This window comes from Haloarcula sp. CGMCC 1.2071 (assembly GCF_037078445.1).
GTDB classification, from domain to species: Archaea; Halobacteriota; Halobacteria; order Halobacteriales; family Haloarculaceae; genus Haloarcula; species Haloarcula amylolytica.
Genome location: NZ_JAYMGY010000011.1, coordinates 62,190 through 82,086, shown reverse-complemented (window position 1 = coordinate 82,086; position 19,897 = coordinate 62,190). Strand labels below are relative to the sequence as shown.

Here is a 19,897-nt window from a genome sequence, read left to right as displayed (position 1 = left end):
TATGCAAGTCAGAATTTCAGCCGACGCGACCGAATCGGAAGCACAGGCCATTGCCGAGGCGCTGGCGACACACTTCGAGGACGACGTAACCCTCGTCGTCGACAGCGGCGACGCGGTCGGCAGCGCGACCTACGACGGCAATGGACGGGCCGAAGCCACGGACCCAGTCGACGACGACCTCGGTCCGACCGAACGCGAGGAGAATCTGCGCAAGGAGATTGCTGAGATCCTCGAAGGCGGGCCGGAAAAGTACAAGAAGCAGCTGCCCGAAGAGGGCAAGCTGTTCGTCCGGGACCGTATCGACCTGTGGTTCGGTGACGAGTTCCTGTTCGAGGACGGGACGTTCGCGGAGTTCGACGCCGACGACCAGCTCCCCGCCGACGGGCTCATCACGGGGGCCGCGGAGTTCGAGGGCCGTGACCTGCATTTCATGGCCAACGATTACACGGTCAAGCGCGGCAGCATGGCCGCAAAGGGCGTCGAGAAGTTCCTCCGGATGCAACAGCGAGCGCTGAAAACCGGGCGTCCGGTGCTGTACCTGATGGACTCCTCGGGCGGCCGTATCGACCAGCAGACGGGCTTTTTCGCCAACCGCGAGGGTATCGGGAAGTTCTACTACAACCACTCGATGCTCTCGGGGCGGGTCCCACAGATCTGTGTGCTGTACGGACCCTGTATCGCCGGTGCGGCGTACACGCCGGTGTTCGCGGACTTCACCGTCATGGTTCGGGACATGAGCGCAATGGCCATCGCCAGCCCCCGGATGGTCGAAATGGTCACCGGCGAAGAGATCAGCCTCGAAGACCTCGGAGGCCCTGCTGTCCACGCACAGCATTCCGGGAGTGCGGACCTCATCGCCGACGACGAGGAACACGCCCGGGAACTCGTCGCCCAACTCATCAGCTATCTGCCCGACAACGCCGACGAAGACCCACCACAGACCAGTGGGACGGCCCCGAAGCGCTCGCCGGAGGGCATCGACGCCGTCGTCCCGGACAAGCCGAACAAAGGCTACGATATGTTCGACGTGATCCAGCGGGTCGTCGACGCCGGGTCGACGCTCGAACTCCGGCCCGAGTACGGCAAAGAAATAATTACGTCGTTCGCCCGGATAGACGGCCGCCCGGTCGGAGTCATCGCCAATCAGCCAGCCCAGCGCGCCGGGGCCATCTTCCCGGACGCGGCGGAGAAAGCCGCCCAGTTCATCTGGACCTGTGACGCCTACAACATCCCGCTACTGTACCTCTGTGATACGCCGGGGTTCATGGCCGGGTCAGGCGTCGAGAAGGAGGGCATCCTCGAACAGGGCAAGAAAATGATCTACGCCACGTCTTCGGCGACAGTGCCCAAGCAGTCAGTCGTGGTCAGGAAAGCCTACGGCGCGGGCATCTACGCGATGTCCGGCCCCGCGTACGACCCCGAATCGACAATCGGCCTTCCGAGCGGGGAAATCGCGATCATGGGTCCCGAAGCGGCCATCAACGCCGTGTACGCCCGCAAGCTCTCCGAGATCGACGACGAGGACGAGCGACAGCAAAAGGAGCAGGAACTCCGCGAGGCCTACCGCGAGGATATCGACATTCATCGAATGGCTAGCGAGGTCGTCGTCGACGACATCGTCCCGCCGAGCGACCTCAGAACGGAACTGACAAACCGGTTTGCGTTCTACGAGACCGTCGAGAAAGACCTCCCGGACAAGAAACACGGGACCATCCTCTGAGCTATGACAGGACGCTACTACGAGGAGTTCGAGGTCGGCGAGACCATCGAACACGAGAAGCGCCGTACCGTCAGCGAGCGCGACAATCAGCAGTTCTGCGATATGACGATGAACCAGCAGCCGCTCCATCTCGATGCTGAATTCGCGGCCGAGACGGAGTTCGGCGAACGACTGGTCAACGGACTCTACACGATGAGTGTCGCTGTCGGACTGACCATTCCAGAGACGACTGACGGCACCATCGTCGCGAACCTGTCCTACGACAGCGTCGAGCATCCGAACCCGGTGTTCCACGGCGACACGATTCGCGTGCAGTCGACCGTGACCGACAAACGCGAGACCAGCGACGGCGAACGCGGCGTCGTCACGATGCACGTCGAGGTGTTCAAACTCGCAGATTCGGACGACGTCCTCGTCTGTGAGTTCGACCGCACCGTGCTGTCGCTGAAACGGGACCACGCCGAGTGACGCTGTGACCGCTCGACGGACGAACCGCAGATTCAAGTCACCTATTCGGGCACACCGACGACCCAGCGCCATCGTTGCTCGAACGTGCCGTCGAGAGCGCCGAGGAGTTCACGAGCTTGTCGAACCCGCTCCTCCGTTTCGAGTTTCGGATAGAGCCGTGCGGCCATCGCGGGAATCGCGTGGAACAGCCGGATGTTTTCGGCAGTCGTCGAAAAATTCCAGGTCCCCGTAATCGTCGAGAACTCGTCCGCGAGGGCGTCCCGAATAGCCGGTGTATCAGTCGGGGAGCGTGACTCGCGCTCGAACTGTTCGAAGACGTCCGTGCCGTCAGGCCGGAACCAGCCCAGCGGTGCGACAGCGCCGACCACGCCGTCTGTGTGGAGGATTCTGGCGGCTTCTCGCACTGCGGCGGCCGGGTCAGGGACCAGAAAGAGCGAGGCGGTAAACGCGACGCCGTCGACTGACCGGTCTTTGAGTGGCACATGGTCGAAATCGGCCTGCAGTCGAGCAGTGGACTCGATCTCGCTCAGCATCTCGCGGCTGATATCGAGGGCAATTGTGTCCGCTGTTGTCTCGGCGAATACGCGTGTGCTCACGCCTGTTCCTGCGCCCGCATCGAGAACTGTCCCGAGGCCGCCGTCAGTACGAGCGCCCATCTCGGCGGCGAGTAGTCGCGCGAGCGACGTGAAGCGATTGGTCCGCCGCTCGTAGGTCGTGTAGGCGTCGACGCTGGCATCGAAGTTCTGCCGGACGACGTCTTTCATACGCGACAGCACAGCCAGGTCCCGGATAGGTGTTGCCGTTGGCTACCGCTGACCGGCTTCGCGAGCGCGTTCGAGGACACGCTCCGCCTGTGCGATAAGCGGTGCGTCGATCATCTCCCCGTCGACCTCGAAAACGCCGGCGTCTGTCTCGTTGTCGGCTGTGACGACGCGTTCGGCCCATGCGATATCCTCGTCACTGGGGGTGAACGCGTCGTTGATGACCGCGACCTGGTCCGGGTGGATCGCCATCTTCCCGTCGTACCCGAGTTGTGCGGCGAACTCAGTTGCCTCGCGGAGGCCGTCCAGATCGCCGTAGTCCGGGTAGATCGTGTCGATTACGTCGATTCCCGCGGCGCTGGCCGCAACGACGACCCGCTGGCGTGCATAGAGCACCTCCCGTCCATCGCTGGTGCGACTCGCACCGATGTCGGCCGCGAGGTCTTCGGCCCCGAACAGGAGCGCATCGGTGGAATCGGCGGCTGCGATCTCCGCCGCGTTGAGGACGCCGGTGGCCGATTCGACCAGCGCAAGCACCGGGAGGTCCGTATCGTGTTCTCTGAGGAGCCGTTCCAGTGCTTCGATGTCGTCGGCGGACCCGGCCTTGGGGAGCATCACGCTGTCGGGACCGGCGTCTGTCAGTATCGCAGCGAGGTCGGCTGTGGCGCTTACCCCCACTGGATTGATGCGAACGCAGATGTGGCTGTCCGAACTGACAGCCGAGAGTACTGATTGAACGGATTGACGTGCCTGCTCTTTATCGGCCGGTGCGACCGCATCTTCGAGGTCGAAGACGACGACATCAGCGTCGCCACCGGCCGCTTTCCGCATCAACTCCGCGTTGTCACCCGGTGCGAACAGAACACTGCGACGAACCATAGCTGTGCCTTCACTCCCCGGTAGTAAGATTGTATGGGATTGACGCCCGGCCATACCCGGGGTGAGCCTTCGTCTGGCGCTCTGTTCGTCCGTCGCCGTCACTATCGGCTCCTCTCGATGCTGGTATCCTCAGCACGGTTCTCGACTCGCTCCGGCGAATGTTCTACGCAGCGAAAACGGGCATGGCTTTTTATGATATTGGGTAAAACCTCCCCCTGTGACAACTGACCTCCCCGGCGTCGCCGACAGGCAACTGTTCGACACGCACGCGCATCAGCCGACCAGCGAGTTCCTCCACGACGCCGGCGGCGAAATGATGCAGGACGCCGCCGACCGCTTTGGCACTGATCTGGAGACGTGGGACTACGAAGAGATGCTCGCGGAGTACCACGAGGCGGGCGTCGGTGGCGCTGTCCTGCTCGGCTGGGATGCGGAAACGAACACCGGGAACCCGCCCGTCCCAAACGACTACGTCGCCGAGGTCCGGGACGAGCATCCCGACTTCTTCGTTGGCTTCGGAAGCGTCGACCCGCTGAAAGACGACTGCGTGCAGGAGGCGATTCGGTGTGTCGAGGATCTGGACCTCTCCGGGTTCAAGTTCCAGCAGATCGCACAGGGCTTTGACCCCTCGGACGAACGCCACGACCACCTGTGGAGTACCATCGAAGACCTCGGCGTCCCCGTCGTCTTTCACGGCGGCAACTCGACGCTCGGGGCCTGTAGCGCCGGTGGCCGAGGCCTGAAAGTCAAGTACGGCAACCCGATGCTCATCGACGACGTGGCCGCCGCCCATCCGGACCTCGACATCCTCATCGCCCATCCCGCGTTCCCGTGGGAGAAAGAGCAGTTGGCTATCTGTCAGCAGAAGGGCAACGTGTACATGGACCTCTCGGGCTGGGTGCCGAAGTACATCGACGATCAGGTCCTTCACTACGCCGGGACAGTCCTCAAAGACAAGGTGATGTTCGGCACCGATTACCCGATGATCGACCCCGAAACGTGGCTCGAATCGTTCGCTCGCGACACCGACTTCGATACGGACGTCCAGCGGAAGATCCTGTTCGAAAACGCGCAGGAGTTTTTCGACCGCTAATCGAAATCCGGTGTTCGCCCGTCGAGAAACGCCTCGACGCCACGCGAATGAGCCGGCGTATCGTACGCCAGTGACTGGATGCGTGCCTCTCGGCGCAGCCCGGTCTGTAACGGCTGGCCGATGTTGTCGTGGATCGCTTCCTTCGCCAGCCCGAGGTTCGCCGTCGGTTGTGCCCGAAGCGTTTCGAGCAGGTCGGCCATCCGCGCATCGAGGTCACGCTGCTCGACAGCCTCGTTGATCAGGTCCATCTCGGCGGCGGTCTCGGCGTCGATCAGTTTCCCGGTGAACGCGAGTTCCTTGGTCTTCCTGAGCCCGATGAGCCGGGGGAGTATCGCGGTTGCGCCCATATCCGGCACGAGGCCGACGCTGATGAACGACGCACCGAACCGGGCGGACTGGGCGGCGTACGCGAAATCAGCGACAGCCACGAGCGACAGCCCGGCACCGACCGCATCCCCGTTGACCTTCGCGACGACAGGCACCGGCGCTTCGAGGATGTTGCTGGCCACCTGACCCAGCGTCGTCCGGACCCGCTCGTAGGCTTCCGTCGCGGACTCCTCACGCTCGCTCATCGCCTCGATATCCCCGCCGGCACTGAAGGCGTCGCCGTCGCCGGTGAGGAGCACGGCATCGTGTGTCGCCGGGTCGAGGTCAGCGAGCGCAGCAGCGAGCTCAGTCGCGACCGCCCCGGTCATCGCGTTTTTGACATCGGGACGGTCGAATACGATTCGTCGAACAGCGCCGTCTTCAACGCGCATGGTCGTACTCACACGCGCGGGTACTTTACTCCCGGTCGTCGTCCGGTCGGCCTTCGCCGATGCCGCCGAACAGCTGTGTGAACAGCGAGTGCTGTGCGCGGTGGAGTCGTTCGAGGAACGCGGACTTACTGATACCGAGTTCGGCGGCGACTTCACTAGCGGTAGTCTGTCGTGGGATGACGAAGTAGCCCATCTCGACCGCGTACCGAAGACTTTCCGTCTGTGCCGGGGTCAGGTCCCACTGCTGGGCGATAGACGCGTCTTCTCTCGCACGCAGTGCGTACACCCGCTGCAGCTTCACGCCGACGGTTTCACCGGCCGTTTCCATGACCGTCTGGAGGATCTCGTGGCCCACTACAGCGCCAGTCAGAATCGCGTTTCCGTCCCGATAGGTCAGCGATTCCACCATGAAGCCCGCGCTGATGAGTTTGTGGACGACACACTGCTGGAGCGACAGACACCGGTAGTTGTACCGACCCTCGGTAACTGACTGGTAGAGATAGCGGATCCGGTCGTCGCCGTCGAGGTAGTCCCCGAGTTCCTCACTCGCCTGCGCGCTGAACCGCAACAATACGTTACGGTCATCCCGGAGGAGGGGCGGGGCCGCCTCGATGGGCGTGCCAGTGGCACTACTCGCATCTGCCAATGGGCAGTTATCGCCCTCGATGCGAAATTCGACCATTAGACACTCCTCTATCATTGCCTCGTATATGTGCGGATATACTTATAAAACCCGTCTATATAGGGGCAAATTAGTAAGAACATTCCTCACGATTTATGGGACACATATGAACGTTGACGAAGTCAAAGCCCGCGCTGGACCCCGGGAGTTCAGCCCGAAAGACGACCTTCCCGAAGAGTATCGGCAGGCAGCCACGCGGATGCTCGAGTTCCACGCCAACAGCGAGATTATGGGGGCGTACCTCGAACGGCCCTTCATCAGACAAGCCCCGAGCATCGAGCGAAAGATGGCCTTCAGCGCGAAGGTGCAGGACGAAATCGGCCACGGCCAGATGCTCTACCGAGCGGCGGAGTCGCTCGGTGTCAAGACCCGCGAAGAGATGCTCGACGATCTGGCGAACGGGGACGGGAAGTTCCTGAACTGCTTCCACTACCCGATGGAGAGCTACGTCGAGACGCCGATGATCGCCTTCTTCGTCGACGGGGCCGCGATGCGCCGCCAGGCGACCCTGAAAAAGTCCAGTTGGGAGCCGTACGCCCACGCGATGGACAAGATCTGCTTCGAAGAGGGGATGCACGTCAAGCACGGTGAGTCGATCCTCCGCGAACTGATGAACGGCTCCCGGAGGGAACAGCGCATGACTCAGGAGGCCTTCGAAGAGTGGTGGCCGCGAATCCTGCAGTTCTTCGGCCCGACCGACGACCAGAGCACCCACCACGACTTCGCCGCGGAAGTCGGGCTGAAGACGTGTACGAACGACGAGCTTCGGAACGCGTTCCTCAACACCTACATCCCGAAGGCCAAGAAATACGGGCTGGAGATGCCCGACGAGCCACGCATCCGGGACAACGGTGACGGGACCTACGAGGTCGTCGAGGACGACCTCGACTGGGACGAGTTCTTCACTGTCTCACAGAACGAATACGACGGCAGCATCGAACAGATCAGCGGTCGCCGGCAGGCCCAGGAAGCGGTGCAGTGGGTCCGTGACATGATGGACGACCAGACGACCACGAACAGCGGCCCGCAGACACAGGCAGCGGACTGAGAACGATGATCTGGGAAGTATTCCGACAACAGAGTCCGGACGCGGATTTCGCTCACTGCCGGGACGTCCACGCACCCGACCGAGAGATGGCGAAGCAGTTCTCGGTCATCCAGCACGGGCGGCGGAAGCCAACCCACGCGCTCTGGGTTGCCCCGCAAGAGAAAATCACGCAGGTCGATCCTGACGCAGAGAGCCGTGACGAGGTCGGAAACAGCGCCGAGAAACCGTGGGCTGTCTTCCGGCAGGACCAGCCCGGCGGGTATCACACGCACTGCGGTGACGTCGAAGCCCCCAGCACCGCCGGCGCAGAACAGGCGGCGATTGCAACGTTCAGTGACGACGACCCCAACAGTCTCTGGGTCGTACAGCACCAGTACATCGGCGAAGTCACCGAGGACGACGTGAGCTTCGGTGGGACGACCAACAAGTCCTACCGGTTCGCACAGACGTACAACGTCGATCCGGCTGCCGAGGAGGTCGAAGCCTCCGAGTCCGAGCAGATAGAAGCGGAGAAACAGCGAGGTGAGATCTAATGGCAACAACGGAATCCGACCTCGGCGGTCCAGCCGACCTGTCCGAGGACGAACAGCGCGCAGTCGAGGCACAGCTGCTCCGGCTCGCCGACGACGAGCTGGTTCAGGCCGAACGCTACACGTTCTGGCAGGTGCGTGCGCCGACACTGGAATCGGACCTCTCGATTTCCAACAACGCACAGGACGAGCTGGGCCACGCACGACTGTGGTACGATGCGGTACAGCAACTCGGCTACTCCGAGGAATCGCTCATTTACGAGAGCGACCCCAGCGACTTCCAGCACAGTACGCTCGTCGAGCTACCGTTTGCGGAAGGTGACTGGGCCGATGCTATCGTCAGAGCGTACCTCTACGACGTCGCTGAAGACATCCGCCTCTCCGCGCTCGAGGACTCGTCGTACGAGATTATCCGGAACAGAACGAGTCGCATCCAGGGCGAGGAAGGCTATCACCTCGAACACGCCGAGAGCTGGCTGGACCGGATGGCGCTGGACGAGGAGGCCAGCGAACGCGTCCAGGCGGCTATCGACGAGCTCTATCCGTACGCCCTCACGCTGTTCGAACCCGTCGGCGACGTGGAGGCCGACATCGACCGGCTGGGCATCCGCACGATGACCCTCGACGAGATGCGCACCGAGTGGGAGACCCGCGTCGAATCGTTCCTGACCGAACTGGGGTTCGCCGTGCCGACCGGTGCTGCCCCCGCAACGCCGGCAGGCCGGGACAACGAGCATACCGACCACTGGCACGACCTGCACGAAGAAATGACGGCCAGTTACCGGAATCTGGGCCGTGACGAAGCGACGCTGATAATGGCGGCCGACGATGAGTAGCGACTACGACCGGCCACGCGCGGACGCTGATGCTACCGCGTGTTCGTATACCGACTACGAGACCAAAGACCACGTAGCGGACGACGTCCCGGCCACGGGCGAAGACGCCGACGGCATTGAACGCGACGTGTGGGCGGCCCTGTATCAGGTCGAGGACCCGGAGATGCCGGTCAGCATCGTCGATCTGGGTCTCATATATGGGCTCGACGTGTCCGACGGTGCTGTCACGGTCGACATGACGCTCACCTACAGCGGCTGTCCAGCGCGCGAGATCATCCTCAATGAGGTCGAAGAAGCCGCCGAGAGTGTCGACGGAATCGAGACCGCGTCGGTCCGACTGGTCTGGGCCCCGGACTGGTCGATTGATCTGGTCACAGAACAGGGCAAAGAAGCGCTGCGGGACTTCGGGATGAGCTTCGACGGATGAGTGAACCCGACCCCAGTGTCACGACCAGCGGCGAACAGACGGGCGCGGAGTGCCCGTACTGTGGCTCGACCGACACCGAGCGGAAACACCCACGCGGGCCGTCGCGGTGCCAGTCGATTCATTACTGCAACGAGTGCCTGCAGCAGTTCAAGAAGTTCGAGTAAGCCGTTATTACTCGCCAGTTCTGCCTTCGGAGTTTCACAGCGTGAGGCAGAGCGGTGGGACTGTTGCCCGCAGCCTAATCACGACTCGTCAGCGAGAGCTTCAGCCGAGGTTGATGTGGACGTTTTTGACCTCTGTGTAGCTCTCGATGGCCTGCTCGCCCTGTGCGCGGCCGTGGCCGCTCTGTTTCGTGCCGCCGAAGGGTGTCTGTGGCCAGGTGTTGGGCGTCTCGTTGACCATCACCATCCCGTAGTCAAGTCTGTCCGTGACGGTGTGCGCGCGAGTCAGGTCGTTCGTCCAGACGCAGGCGGTGAGGCCAAACGGTGAGTCGTTCGCGACCGCAATCGCTTCTTCCTCGTCGCTCACTTCGATTGCGGTGAGCACGGGACCGAAGATCTCCTCCTGTGCAATCGTCATCTCGTTGTCCACGTCGGCAAAGACGGTCGGCTCGACGAAGTGACCGGTGTCTCTGTCCGCAGGAACGCCACCGCCGGCCACAACAGTCGCCCCCTCTTCTTTGCCGGTCTCGATATAGTCGAGAATCTCCTGTTGTCGGCCCGCACTGACGACCGGTCCCATCTGGCCGTCGTCGTCGATGCCGCCGCCGAGCGGGATGTTCTCTGCGATCTCAGCCATCCGAGAGACCATCTCGTCGTAGACGTCCTCGTGGACGACGATACGCGAGTTCGCCCAGCACATCTGCCCGGCGTTCATGAAGATTCCGTACTGGATGCCGCGGGCGGCGGCATCGAGGTCCGCGTCGGGGAACACGACTGCCGGCCCCTTCCCGCCGAGTTCGAGTGTCACGTCGGCGACCGCGTCGGCGGCACTTCGCTGGACCGTCTTTCCGACACCTGTACTCCCGGTGAAGGTGACGTGATCGACGCCCTCGTGTCCGGTGAGTGCGTCGCCGGCCTCGGAGCCCTTCCCGGGAACAACGTTGACGACGCCGTCAGGAAGGCTCGCTTCCTCGGCAGCTTTCGCGTAGTACAGCGCCGATAACGGCGTCATAGCGGACGGTTTGAGGATAACGCTGTTCCCCGCCGCCAGCGCCGGTGCCAGGCCGCGGCCGGCGAGCTGGAAGGGATAGTTCCACGGCGCGACGTGTGCGGTCACGCCGACCGGCTCGCGGACGGTGTAGTTGAGCCGGCCGTCCTCGACGGGGATCTCGTCGCCGCGTATTTTGTCCGTCCACCCGGCGTAGTGGCGGAACGTATCGGTGACCATGTCGATTTCCAGCCCGGCTTCGAACGGCGTTTTCCCGTTGTCGTGGGATTCAACCATGGAGAGCTCGTCTTTCATCTCCTCGATGGCGTCGGCCATCGCGTGGAGTTTCGCCCGGCGCGTCCCCGGGTCCATCGTCGCCCACTCGGAGCCGCCTTCGACGGCCGCCTGTGCCGCCTGTACCGCATCGTCGATATCAGTCGCCTCGGCCTTCTGTACCGACGCGTAGGGCTGTTCAGTTGCCGGGTCCTCCGTCTCGATGCTGCCGCCGTTGGTCGCTTCTCGCCATTCGCCGCCGATATACAGGTCTGTCGGGCCGGTGTACTCCATTGCAATAACAGAGGGCGAGCGCGGCGTCTTAGTTGTTATTATTTATTATTCATGTTTGGCTGGCGGGTGCGCCGGCTCCGACTTTCCAGTCGTACATCGAGGTACCAGCCGCTACCGATGCCCCGCATTCGAACGCGCCACTGGGTTCACTCTCGTTTCTTGATGAGGAACTTCATGTCGCCCTTGAAGACGACGGTCCCGTCCTGGTTTTCCATTTCAGTGTCGAGGACGACTAACCCGGCGTCGTCGCGCCCGACCTCCTTGGTGTTGTCAACGACGATCTCCAACTGGAGTGTGTCGCCGATGTGGACCGGGTTCGGGAGGTCCATGTAGTTCATTCCGAGGAACGCGAACGCGGTCCGCTCGACGATACCGGTCCGGTAGACGAAGCCGGTCGCCTGCACGAACGTCATCGGCCCGTGTGCGATCCGCTCACCGAACTCCTGTTCTTCCGCGTACTCCTTGTTCGTATGCAGTTCCGTCCAGTCGCCCGACAGCGCAGAGTGCATGACGAAATCGGACTCGGTGACTGTCCGGCCGACACTGATAAACTCCTGTCCCTCTTCGAAGTCCTCGAAGTGATGTGGCTCGTAGCTGTACGCCATAGTTCCCCATCTGATAGCAGACATTTATATTTTTACGCTCCGCTGACAGCAGCGGCGACCGGTATATATTTATTATTCCTGATAGAACCACAGGCCGTATGTCCGGCGTCGCCGACGAAGTCAGAGAGCGCATCGAATCCGACGCGTACTGCGAAACCCTCGGCATCGACGTCGTCGAAGTCGACTCGGGGTACGCCCAGACTGAACTGACGATTACTGAGGACCTGCTGAACTTTCATGGGACGCCCCATGGCGGTGCGGTCTACTCGCTCGCCGATGCAGCCTTCGCCGCGGCGTCGAACTCGCACGGCGAGGCGGCGGTCGCACTGGAGACGAACATCTCGTATTTAGACGCCGTAGAAACCGGTGAGACGCTGTCTGCGGTCGCCGAGGAGACGCATCTCGCGGACAGCACCGCAGAGTACGAGGTAACGGTGACTGCGCAGGATGGCGAGCGTATCGCGACGTTTCGCGGACGAGTCTACCGGCCCTGACAGTCAGTCACGGTGGTCGTAGACGCGTTTTACCTTGCCGACCTGCGTTCGGTCGATGCTCCCGGGCGCAACGAGTTCGAGTTCGTCCGGGGTGAACGCGAGCACGTTCTCCAGCCGTTCGATGATTTCCTCTTCCAGCGCTTCGTTACCCGGCCCTTGCTCCGCGGTCCGTTCGATGGTGAGTTCCAGAACGTCGAGGTTGTTCTCCTCGTAGAGGTCGATCCGGTAGTGCGGAGCGACGCCGTCGATGTCCAGCACAGCGTGTTCGATTTCACTGGGATAGAGGTTCACGCCACGGACGATGAGGAGGTCGTCAGTCCGACCGGTGACGTTGTCCATCCGTACCATCGTCCGTCCACACGCACACTCGTCGTAGTTCAGCGTCGTCAAATCCCCGGTCCGGTATCGGAAGACCGGCAACGCTTCTTTGGTGAGTGTTGTGAGAACGAGTTCACCCTCCTCGCCTTCCTCGACCGGCTCCTTCGTCTGTGGGTCGATGACTTCCGGGTAGAAGTGGTCCTCCCAGATGTGGAGCCCGTCCTGCGCTTCGTGGCACTCACACGAGACGCCGGGACCGATGATCTCCGAGAGCCCGTAAACATCGATGCCGTCGACGCCCAGTCGCTCTTCGATTTCCGCCCGCATCGGGTCGGTACACGGTTCCGCTCCGAAGATAATCGTCGAGATCGGCAGGTCGCTTGGGTCGTGGCCCATTTCCTCGGCCGTTTCGGCGAGGTACAGCGCATACGATGGGGTGCATGTGAACACATCGCTCTCCAGGTCGGTCATCAACTCGACCTGTCGCTGGGTCTGGCCGCTCCCGATAGGGATAACTGTGGCCCCCAGCTCCTCGGCTCCGTCGTGAAGCCCCAATCCGCCGGTGAACAGCCCGTATCCGTAGGCGTTCTGGACGGTGTCGCCCGGTCCGGTCCCGCTCGCAGCCAGCGAACGGGCAACGACTTCGCTCCAGCTGTCGAGGTCGTCATCCGTGTACGAGACGATTTTCGGCTTCCCGGTCGTCCCGGACGACGCGTGGATCCGGGCGACGTCCGCATCGTCGACGGCGAACAGGCCGTCGGGGTACTCGTCGCGGAAATCCTCTTTCGTCGTCATCGGCAGTTTCGTGATGTCGTCGATACTCTGGATGTCTTCGGGTGAGACGCCCGCCTCGTCGAGCTTCTCCCGGTAAAACGGGACGTTCTCGTAGGCATGCGTAACAATCCCCTGTAACCGGTCGGTTTGCAACGCACGCAGCTCTGTACGGTCAGCCGCCTCCAGTTGCTTGTACACCATCGTCAATGATAGAGTGGAATGATAGTGATAAAATGGTTTGGGATTGACCACTCCGAGTGCCGGTCGTGCTTGCTGTGTGACTGTCGGCAAGTGATGCAAAGCTATTTTTCAGTACCCTCAGAGTTCCATGTATGCGGGACGCGTATCTCATCGGCGCAGGGCAAACGCCGTTTGGCTCGATGCCCGAAGAGAGCTACAGATCACTGTTCGACCACGCAGTCAGCGACGCCTTCGACAGTGTCGACCACGGTATCGACACGGATGCGATAGACGAAGCGGTCGTCGGCTCACTCGGCGTGGGCGGTCGACAACTCGGTCTCTCGGGACCGGCAGCAACCGAACACGCCGGGCTGCACGGAATCCCCAGCGTGCGCGTCGAAAACGCCTGTGCCGCGTCTGGCTACGCCGTCCGTCAGGCAGTGCAGGCGGTCAAAAGCGGGATGGCCGACGTGGCGCTGGCTGGCGGCGTCGAAGTCATGACAGACATGAGCAGCGACGTGACGAAGTACTGGCTCGGCGTTTCCGGCGAAACAGAGTGGGAACGGCTGACCGGGACGACGTTCTCCGGCGTCTACGCACAGATGGCAAGCGCGTATCTGCGGGAGTACGGGGCCAGCGAGGAGCACCTCTCGATGGTGGCGGTCAAGAACCATCGGAACGGTGCAAAGAACCCGAAGGCCCACCTGGGCTTCGAGTGCTCCCTCGAAGACGCCGTCGACGCTCCGGTCGTCGCGGACCCGTTGAACCTCTATCACTGCTGTCCGACCTCTGACGGTGCAGCCGTCGCTCTCGTCGCCAGTGAAGATGTCGTCGAGCAGTACACTGACGACCCGGTGCGAATCGCCGGAGTCGGCGCAGCCAGCGACCGGGTCGGGCTCTTCCAGCGAGATAGCTACACCGCGGTCTCTGCATCGGAAGCCGCTGCAGACACGGCCTATGATCGTGCCGGGATCGGCCCCGACGACCTCGACTTCGCCGAGGTACACGACTGCTTCACGATCGCCGAGCTGCTTGCGTACGAAGACCTCGGCTTCTGTGACCGCGGCGAGGCCCCACAGTTGCTTGAACAGGGAACGACCGAAGCCGACGGAGCCATGCCGGTCAATCTCTCCGGCGGGCTGAAATCGAAGGGCCACCCCATCGGCGCAACCGGGGCCGGACAGATTGTCGAGGCGTTCAAACAACTCACCGGTAGCGCCGGGGACCGGCAGCTAGCGGCCCCGAAGTACGGGCTCACTCACAACGTGGGTGGGAGCGGGGGGAGCGCCGTTGTCCATGTCCTCGAACGGGAGGCTGCACGATGACCGCGTCGGGGCTCGCGGCTATCGGTGCGTACGCGCCTCGCCTCCGGATCGACGCCGCGGAGTTCGAAGCCGCCTGGGGTCGGTTCGATGCAGCGGGGATCGACGAGAAGGCGGTCCCCGACGCCGACGAGGACGCGGTCACGATGGGTGTCGAAGCCGCGCGTCGCGCGCTAGCTGCGGCCGACGCGTCCGGTACGGACGTCGCACACCTGGCCTTGGCGACGACGACACCGCCGATGGCGGAAGAGGACCTCACAGCGAGGCTCTGCAGTATTCTCAACGTCCCGGACGACGCCAAGACGCAGACGATGACCGGCTCCACGCACTCCGGCGCGGAGGCATTGGACGCGACACTGGACGGTGGGCCGTTCGGGGACGACGTCGGCCTCGTCGTTATCAGTGACTGTCCACGAGGTGACCCCGACAGCGGCGTTGAGCACGCCGCCGGTGCCGGGAGTGTCGCACTCGTCGTCGACGAGGACGGTCCCGGGACCATCGTTGACCGGGCGTCACACACTGAGGCCTACCCCGGAACGCGGTTCAGAACGGGCGGGGACGACCGGACGACTGGCCTCGGTGTGACGCAGTACGACCGCGAGGCGTTCACGACCACGCTCGGCAGTGCGGCCGACAGACTGGACGTGCCGACAGAGACAGTCGACGCGGCAGCGGTCCAGTCCCCGGACGGCAAACTCCCCTACCGGGCGACAGGGCCACTCGGGGCCGACGCCGACACTATCGCCGCCGCGGACACAGTCAGTACGCTCGGGGACACCGGTGCGGCAAGTGCGTTTCTCGGGGCGGCGACAGCGTTTGCAGACGACGCCGAACGCGTGCTGATCGCCGCGTACGGAAGCGGTGCGAGTGCGACGCTGTTCGTCGCCACTGGTCCCGTTCCGGTCAACACCGCACTGGACAGCGGCGTCTCCCTGTCCTACGCCGAGTACCTCAGGCGGCGTGGCGAGATTACGCGCGACGAACCCGAGGGCGGCGGGGCCTACGTCAGCGTCCCGTCCTGGCAGCGGACGATTCCGCAACGCCACCGACTCGTCGCCGGCCGGTGTGCTGCGTGTGGCGCGTTGAACTTCCCGCCGACCGGGGCCTGCAGCGACTGTCACGAGCGCGCTGGCGAGTTCGAGACCGTCGAACTGCCCGGAACAGGGACGGTTGCGGCAGTAACGACTATCGAACAGGGCGGTGCACCGCCGGAGTTCGTCGCGCAGCAGTCCAGTAGCGGCGAGTTCGATAGCGCCATCGTCGCGCTCGATGGTCCAGCTGGCGAGCAGACCGTGAGTGTTCCCGCACAGGTACTTCAAGCGACGGACGAGGTCACCATCGGCACCCCTGTCGTGCTGACGACGCGGCGCATCTACACGCAGGAGGGCGTCATCAGATACGGCTTCAAAGCGCAGGTCGCCAGTCAGCGCCGATAGACGCCAGTATCAGGGACGCTCGAACACGACCGCGACGCCCTGACCGAAACCGACACACATCGTCGCCAGTCCGTGAGTCGCATCCCGCCGACGCATCTCGTGCAGCAACGTCGTCGTGATTCGTGCCCCCGAACAGCCAAGCGGATGCCCGAGCGCGATAGCCCCTCCGTTGACGTTGAGCCGTTCGGTCGGAATCCCCAGTTCGCGCTTACAGTGGAGGCTCTGGGCCGCGAACGCTTCGTTGAGTTCCACGAGGTCGATATCGTCGATTGTCAGGCCAGTGTCGTCCAGTGCGGCACGCGTCGCCGGAATCGGTCCCCGGCCCATGACTAGCGGGTCGACACCAGCGACGGACCGTGTCTTGACCCGGCCGAGAACATCCATGTCGTGCTGTTCTGCGTACGCCGCCGAAGTGACGAGCATCCCGGCCGCGCCGTCGGTCAGCGGTGACGCGTTCCCCGGCGTGACTGTCGCTGCCTCGTCGTCACGGAACACTGTCGGGAGTTCGCTCAACTGCTCGACTGACGTGTCTGCTCGCGGTGTTTTGTCGCTCTCTACCGCTGTCTCGTCGGTGTGGACTGGCACGGTCTCCGCGTCGAACCGCCCGCCTTTCATAGCGGCGACCGCGCGCTCGTGTGACCGCAACGCGAATTCGTCCTGGGCCGTACGGCCGATATCGTGGGTCCGTGCGATGGTTTCTGCCGTCTGCCCCATGGGTAGCCTGTCGGGGTCGTACCGCTGTTCGATAGCGGGATGGAGCCAGTCGGAGAAGGGCACGGTGCTCATGTGTTCGACGCCAGCGACCGGATACACCGCCCCGTCGCCCGCCTCGATGGCGCGAGCGGCGTCGACGAGCGTCGTCAGTGACGAGCCACACAGGCGGGTCGTCGTCGCCCCGGGCACCGTCTCGGGGAACCCATCGGCGAGTATCGACTGCCGGGCGAGGTTGCGCCCCTGCTCTGCCTCCTGGTTTGCACACCCGAGCCGGAAGTCGTCCCACTCGACGGCCGGGACCCCGGTCCGGTCAACGAGTGCGGCAAGCACAGTGGTGACGAGGTCTTCGGGATGTGTCCCGGCCAGCGCGCCATCCTTCGGTACCTGTGGCGTTCGTACGGCGTCGACAACAACGGCTTGCGAGTCGGAAGCAGTCATCCTCACCGACTCCTATCGCGGCCGCCGTATTAAATGCAGGCCACACCGGCGGCGAGACGCAAGCAACGTTTTTATCCTTTGCTACTGTGCTGAGAAACGATGCACGTAGCTATCCTAGGCGCCGGTACCATGGGCCACGGTATCGCTCAGGTGTCGGCAATGGCCGGTCACGACGTCTCTCTCCGTGATATCGATGCGGATATCGTCGACGACGGCCTGGCCGCCATCGAGTCGAATCTGGAGGAGGGTATCGCCCGGGAGAAAGTGACCGAATCCACGGCCGAGGAAACTTTGGACCGCCTCACCGGAACGACATCGCTGGAGGCGGCTGTGAGCGGGGCAGACCTCGTTGTGGAAGCAGTCCCCGAAGACATGGATATCAAACACGAGACGCTCACCGAGGTCGAATCCCACGTCGAGCCGGCGACGCTTATCGCGTCAAACACCTCTTCGCTGTCGCTGACTGAGATAGCGAGCGTCCTCGACTATCCCGACCGAGCCATCGGCCTTCACTTCTTCAACCCGGTTCACATCATGGCACTCGTCGAGATCGTCGTCGCGGAACAGACGAGTGCCGAGACGGTCGCGCGTGCCCGCAAGTTCGTGAACGGGATCGACAAGACACCGGTCGAGGTGGCCGACGCACCGGGCTTTGCTTCCTCCCGCCTCGGCGTCTCGCTGGGCGTCGAGGCGATGCGGATGGTGCAGGAGGGCGTTGCAACACCGGGGGACATCGATACCGCGATGGAGCTCGGTTACAATCACCCGATGGGACCGATTGAGCTCGGCGACGTCGTCGGTCTCGACGTCCGACTCGACATCCTCGAGTACCTGCGTGCGGAACTCGGTGAACGGTTCCGCCCGCCACAGATTCTGAAACGGAAGGTCCGCGCGGGCAAACTCGGCAAGAAATCCGGCGAGGGGTTCTACGTCTGGGAGGACGGCGACATCGTCGGCACCAGCGGCGACTGGGGGGACGCATGACGGACCTCGCTGACGCCGCGGCGGACTGTGAAACGGTTTCGGTGAGCGTCGGCGACCGCGTCGAAAACGTCGCTACCGTCGAATTACGCCGTCCGGAGGCCCGAAACGCGCTCAACACCCAGTTGCGGTCGGAGTTCAAACAGGTATTCGACGCAGTTCCGGACAGTGACGTTCGTGCTGTCGTGTTGACTGGCGCGGCAGACACCGGCGCATTCGTTGCGGGTGCCGACGTGACGGAACTCCGGGAGCGGGATATGCTCCAGCAACGGGACGCAAGCAAGCGACCGCGGGTCTACGAGTACGTCGACGAGTGCCCGATGCCGGTCATCGCCCGCATCAACGGGCACGCGCTCGGCGGCGGCTGTGAGCTGATTCAGGCGGCTGACATCCGGATCGCGCACACGGACGCGAAGTTCGGCCAGCCGGAGATCAACCTCGGCATCATGCCCGGCGGTGGCGGGACACAGCGGTTGCCGCGTCTGGTCGGGGAAGGCCACGCGATGCGGCTGATCCTCACCGGCGAACTCATCGACGCGACGGAGGCCGCTGACATCGGCCTCGTCGACGAGGTCCACGACGACGACTCCTTCGACGAGCGCGTCTACGATCTAGCGTCATCCATTGCAGAGAAAAGCCCCGCGGCGCTCGAATTTGCGAAGAAATCCGTCCGCGCAAGCTCCCGCATGGACCTCGAAGCCGGCATCGAGTACGAAGCCGAACTGTTCGCGCAACTGTTCGCCACTGGCGACAAGGACGAAGGGATCGACGCGTTCCTCGAAGACAGAGAGCCGGAGTGGACCAGCGAGTGAGCACGCCCCGCTCCCAGACCGAAGTCCCCAGCTTGGCTGATACCGCACACAGAGAAGAACAGTCCAAAAACAGCCAGTTGCCCCGCTAGAACTACGCTGGTGGCCTCACGGATGGGCCATGTTTATCCCGATTTCGTTGACGACGCCCAGTAGCAGCGTCGGCAGTTCGTCCCGGAGAATGGGGCCTTCAAGCCGGCTTGCCGGGCCGGAGACACTGATCGCCCCGATGGCAACGTCGTTTTCGTCCGTAATGGGGGCCCCGACCGCGTGCAGTCCCTCCACAGACTCCTGAAAGTTGAACGCGTAGCCGCGGTCACGTATCGTCTCGATTTCCTCCCAGAGTTCGTCCCTGTCGGTGATCGTCTGTGGCGTCCGGCCGGGCAGGCCATGCCTGTCGATGGTCTCCGTGATCTGGCTATCCGGAAGGTGTGCGAGTATGGCCTTCCCCGCGGCGTGCTGGTGGAGATAGTTCCGATGGCCGACCCGGGCGTACGTCTGCACCGAGTGTTTGCCCTGCGCGCCGTAGATGTGGACGCTCCGGCCGTGTTCTTCGACCGCACACCAGATCTTTTCCTCGGTCTCCTCCGCGAGTTCGTCGACTCTCGGCTTGGCCTCGTCGTAGAGCCGGTATTTGTTCCGTGCCACTTCGCCGTAGTCCAGAAAGCGGATACCGAGCTGATACTCGTTGTCGTCCTCGACGAGGAGACTGTTGGCCGCGAGCGTCTTCAGGTATCTGTGCGTTGTACTCTTCGCACAGTCGAGGTGGGCCGTCATCTCCGACACGGTGGCCGTGTCGTGTTCCTTGAGATACTCCATGATCTCGATCGCTCGCTCGATCGTTCCGACCGGCCTGTTGACAGCGGGCGGGATTGCCATACGTACACACATGACTAACCGGCTTACAA

The 19,897-nt window shown here is 63.1% G+C and carries 21 protein-coding genes and 2 pseudogenes; 14 read left to right on the top strand and 9 right to left on the bottom strand.

Annotated features, from left to right (window positions below):
• Position 1: 1 nt before the first annotated feature.
• Together VI234_RS17060 and VI234_RS17055 are read left to right on the top strand one after the other, a co-directional pair.
• Positions 2-1,720, top strand: a complete 1,719-nt coding sequence (locus VI234_RS17060) for an acyl-CoA carboxylase subunit beta (protein ID WP_008308349.1) — start codon at positions 2-4, stop codon at positions 1,718-1,720.
• A 3-nt stretch (positions 1,721-1,723) separates the two neighbouring features.
• Complete coding sequence (locus VI234_RS17055) at positions 1,724-2,188, top strand: MaoC family dehydratase (RefSeq protein ID WP_008308351.1); 465 nt, start codon at positions 1,724-1,726, stop codon at positions 2,186-2,188.
• A 41-nt stretch (positions 2,189-2,229) separates the two neighbouring features.
• On the opposite strand, the gene VI234_RS17050 is transcribed toward VI234_RS17055, so the two are convergent.
• The gene (locus VI234_RS17050; RefSeq protein ID WP_008308352.1) at positions 2,230-2,952 is read right to left on the bottom strand and encodes a class I SAM-dependent methyltransferase; all 723 of its coding nucleotides are present in this window, start codon (positions 2,950-2,952) and stop codon (positions 2,230-2,232) included.
• A 42-nt stretch (positions 2,953-2,994) separates the two neighbouring features.
• Positions 2,995-3,828, bottom strand: a complete 834-nt coding sequence (locus tag VI234_RS17045) for an HpcH/HpaI aldolase/citrate lyase family protein (protein WP_008308353.1) — start codon at positions 3,826-3,828, stop codon at positions 2,995-2,997.
• A gap of 217 nt (positions 3,829-4,045) precedes the next feature.
• Here VI234_RS17045 and VI234_RS17040 point away from each other — a divergent pair, with 217 nt between their 5' ends.
• The gene (locus VI234_RS17040; protein WP_336330671.1) at positions 4,046-4,921 is read left to right on the top strand and encodes an amidohydrolase family protein; all 876 of its coding nucleotides are present in this window, start codon (positions 4,046-4,048) and stop codon (positions 4,919-4,921) included.
• On the opposite strand, the gene VI234_RS17035 is transcribed toward VI234_RS17040, so the two are convergent.
• Positions 4,918-5,679: an enoyl-CoA hydratase/isomerase family protein gene (locus VI234_RS17035; protein WP_336330670.1), complete on the bottom strand. Its 762-nt coding sequence runs from the start codon at positions 5,677-5,679 to the stop codon at positions 4,918-4,920. The two genes, VI234_RS17040 and VI234_RS17035, sit on opposite strands and share 4 nt — an antisense overlap.
• Before the next feature lie 25 nt (positions 5,680-5,704).
• The gene (locus VI234_RS17030; RefSeq protein ID WP_080504284.1) at positions 5,705-6,361 is read right to left on the bottom strand and encodes a helix-turn-helix domain-containing protein; all 657 of its coding nucleotides are present in this window, start codon (positions 6,359-6,361) and stop codon (positions 5,705-5,707) included.
• A gap of 106 nt (positions 6,362-6,467) precedes the next feature.
• Between VI234_RS17030 and paaA the strand changes: the two genes are divergently transcribed.
• The 6 genes and pseudogenes from paaA (at position 6,468) to paaE (ending at position 9,366) form a co-directional block, all read left to right on the top strand.
• Entirely contained in the window at positions 6,468-7,409 is a 942-nt protein-coding gene (gene paaA / locus VI234_RS17025; protein WP_008308357.1) for a 1,2-phenylacetyl-CoA epoxidase subunit PaaA, read from the top strand.
• A gap of 5 nt (positions 7,410-7,414) precedes the next feature.
• Positions 7,415-7,594 (top strand): annotated as a pseudogene (locus VI234_RS21330) (PacF protein); the annotation flags it as partial.
• A gap of 48 nt (positions 7,595-7,642) precedes the next feature.
• Positions 7,643-7,942: pseudogene (locus VI234_RS21325) on the top strand (PacF protein); the annotation flags it as partial.
• The gene (gene paaC, locus VI234_RS17015; RefSeq protein WP_336330668.1) at positions 7,942-8,775 is read left to right on the top strand and encodes a 1,2-phenylacetyl-CoA epoxidase subunit PaaC; all 834 of its coding nucleotides are present in this window, start codon (positions 7,942-7,944) and stop codon (positions 8,773-8,775) included. The pseudogene VI234_RS21325 and the gene paaC, both read left to right, overlap by 1 nt.
• The gene (paaD, locus tag VI234_RS17010) at positions 8,768-9,202 is read left to right on the top strand and encodes a 1,2-phenylacetyl-CoA epoxidase subunit PaaD (protein ID WP_336330667.1); all 435 of its coding nucleotides are present in this window, start codon (positions 8,768-8,770) and stop codon (positions 9,200-9,202) included. The genes paaC and paaD overlap by 8 nt, the downstream gene beginning before the upstream one ends.
• Positions 9,199-9,366, top strand: a complete 168-nt coding sequence (gene paaE / locus VI234_RS17005) for a 1,2-phenylacetyl-CoA epoxidase subunit PaaE (protein WP_004594293.1) — start codon at positions 9,199-9,201, stop codon at positions 9,364-9,366. Before paaD ends, paaE begins: the two co-directional genes overlap by 4 nt.
• 100 nt (positions 9,367-9,466) lie before the next feature.
• On the opposite strand, the gene VI234_RS17000 is transcribed toward paaE, so the two are convergent.
• Positions 9,467-10,918 carry an aldehyde dehydrogenase family protein gene (locus VI234_RS17000; protein ID WP_336330666.1) on the bottom strand — a complete coding sequence of 484 codons (1,452 nt, stop codon included), beginning with the start codon at positions 10,916-10,918 and terminating at the stop codon, positions 9,467-9,469.
• Positions 10,919-11,064: 146 nt separating this feature from the next.
• Positions 11,065-11,523: a MaoC family dehydratase gene (locus VI234_RS16995; protein WP_008308373.1), complete on the bottom strand. Its 459-nt coding sequence runs from the start codon at positions 11,521-11,523 to the stop codon at positions 11,065-11,067.
• Between the two features lie 98 nt (positions 11,524-11,621).
• On the opposite strand from VI234_RS16995, the gene paaI reads away from it, so the two are divergent.
• A complete protein-coding gene (paaI, locus tag VI234_RS16990; RefSeq protein WP_008308374.1) occupies positions 11,622-12,017 on the top strand; it encodes a hydroxyphenylacetyl-CoA thioesterase PaaI in 396 nt (131 codons plus the stop codon).
• 3 nt (positions 12,018-12,020) lie between these two features.
• Here paaI and paaK read toward each other — a convergent pair whose 3' ends face one another.
• Positions 12,021-13,310, bottom strand: coding sequence for a phenylacetate--CoA ligase PaaK (paaK, locus tag VI234_RS16985; RefSeq protein WP_008308375.1), 1,290 nt, complete (start codon positions 13,308-13,310; stop codon positions 12,021-12,023).
• Between the two features lie 131 nt (positions 13,311-13,441).
• Between paaK and VI234_RS16980 the strand changes: the two genes are divergently transcribed.
• Together VI234_RS16980 and VI234_RS16975 are read left to right on the top strand one after the other, a co-directional pair.
• On the top strand, positions 13,442-14,614 hold the full coding sequence (locus VI234_RS16980) for a thiolase domain-containing protein (protein WP_008308376.1): 1,173 nt from the start codon (positions 13,442-13,444) through the stop codon (positions 14,612-14,614).
• Positions 14,611-16,047, top strand: a complete 1,437-nt coding sequence (locus tag VI234_RS16975) for a zinc ribbon domain-containing protein (RefSeq protein ID WP_336330665.1) — start codon at positions 14,611-14,613, stop codon at positions 16,045-16,047. The genes VI234_RS16980 and VI234_RS16975 overlap by 4 nt, the downstream gene beginning before the upstream one ends.
• 9 nt (positions 16,048-16,056) lie before the next feature.
• Here the strand turns inward: VI234_RS16975 and VI234_RS16970 are convergent, their stop codons facing one another.
• Complete coding sequence (locus VI234_RS16970) at positions 16,057-17,199, bottom strand: thiolase family protein (RefSeq protein WP_336330664.1); 1,143 nt, start codon at positions 17,197-17,199, stop codon at positions 16,057-16,059.
• A gap of 99 nt (positions 17,200-17,298) precedes the next feature.
• Between VI234_RS16970 and VI234_RS16965 the strand changes: the two genes are divergently transcribed.
• Together VI234_RS16965 and VI234_RS16960 are read left to right on the top strand one after the other, a co-directional pair.
• Positions 17,299-18,183 (top strand): 3-hydroxyacyl-CoA dehydrogenase family protein, encoded by an 885-nt coding sequence (locus VI234_RS16965; protein WP_008308379.1) that lies wholly within the window; start codon positions 17,299-17,301, stop codon positions 18,181-18,183.
• A complete protein-coding gene (locus tag VI234_RS16960; protein WP_336330663.1) occupies positions 18,180-18,992 on the top strand; it encodes an enoyl-CoA hydratase/isomerase family protein in 813 nt (270 codons plus the stop codon). Before VI234_RS16965 ends, VI234_RS16960 begins: the two co-directional genes overlap by 4 nt.
• Positions 18,993-19,097: 105 nt before the next feature.
• Here the strand turns inward: VI234_RS16960 and VI234_RS16955 are convergent, their stop codons facing one another.
• Positions 19,098-19,868 (bottom strand): IclR family transcriptional regulator, encoded by a 771-nt coding sequence (locus VI234_RS16955; protein ID WP_008308382.1) that lies wholly within the window; start codon positions 19,866-19,868, stop codon positions 19,098-19,100.
• Positions 19,869-19,897 lie beyond the last annotated feature (29 nt).